Genomic DNA, 1,204 nt, shown 5'->3' with positions numbered 1-1,204 from the left:
GCTCATACATGGACGCCCCCAGTATGCCAAGCACTCAATTCGTGAAAACACAGACGGGATAAGGTTGCAGCCATACATCCGGACTTTAAGTGAGGCGGTGCCTCTGTCCCTGATGGAATTCGCTGATCGGGCTCTTATCACCACAACGCGCTCGAAGCGCTGTGAGCGGGGCAGAGTTACCCGATCCCGGTCCTACCTGTCTTGCCATCACGTCATGATCGCCTGAGCAACCTTGGAAGTACTCCTTCTAACGCATCACTTTTTCATTCCACCGAGCCGGCTACGCCACCGTTACGTCGGGGGTGTAGTCGGGTCGGAACTTGCCGCCATGGGCCAATAATGCCCAGGCTATCCGGGCCGTTTTATTAGCCTGTGCAACGACAGCAACGTTGGTGTGACGACGAGCCAATAACCCCTTCAGCCAATCCGCCGAAGGATCTGTCTTGCTCTCCACCACTCGAACCATCGAGCGTGAGCCATGAATCAGCAAGGTGCGTAAATAACCATCGCCCCGTTTACTGATCCCCAACAACGTGGGCTTGCCTCCGCTGGAGTGTTGTCGCGGCACTAACCCCAACCATGCCGCCATTTGCCGACCGTTACTGAAGTTTTTCGCGTCACCCACTGACGCCACTAGCGCGGTTGCAGTGAGCGGGCCAACGCCTGGGATTTCTGCCAGGCGGCAGCTGTCTTCATTGCTGCGATGCCATTGTTGAATCTCTCGTTCCAACTCGACGACCTGTCGATCCAGCTCTTTGAAATGCTCCACCAAGCGCTGCATCAGTTGGCGTAACGATCCAGGAAGAGCGTTTTCATGATCTTCCAAAATATCCGGCAAACGCTCGACGATATGTCGAATGCCCTGAGGCAAGACCACGCCAAATTCTCCAAGGAGCCCACGAATCGAATTAGCTTGTGCCGTTCTGGCCTTTACAAACCCTTGCCGTGCGCGATGCACCGCCAAAATAGCTTGCTGCTCTACCGTCTTGATCGGCACAAAGCGCATGTTGGGCCGAGTAACGGCTTCACAGATCGCTTCTGCGTCAGCTACATCGTTTTTGTTCGACTTCACGTAGGGCTTCACAAATTGCGGAGCCATTAACTTGACCGTATGACCAAGTGCCTGCAGTTTTCTTGCCCAATAGTGGGCTCCGCCACATGCCTCCATGCCCACTAGGCAGGGCTCCAGGTTGGCAAAAAAAGG

General features: G+C 54.9%; 1 protein-coding gene. It reads right to left on the bottom strand.

The window, feature by feature from the left end; genetic code table 11:
- Window positions 1–280 precede the first annotated feature (280 nt).
- Window positions 281–1,204, bottom strand: a 924-nt coding sequence (locus tag G7025_RS26545; RefSeq protein ID WP_181081939.1) for an IS110 family transposase, incomplete at its 5' end; no start/stop codon positions are given.

Source organism: Pseudomonas lurida (assembly GCF_013522705.1).
GTDB lineage: Bacteria > Pseudomonadota > Gammaproteobacteria > Pseudomonadales > Pseudomonadaceae > Aquipseudomonas > Aquipseudomonas quebecensis.
The sequence above is the reverse complement of the archived record's forward strand: the minus strand, read 5'-3'. Positions and strand labels throughout refer to the sequence as shown.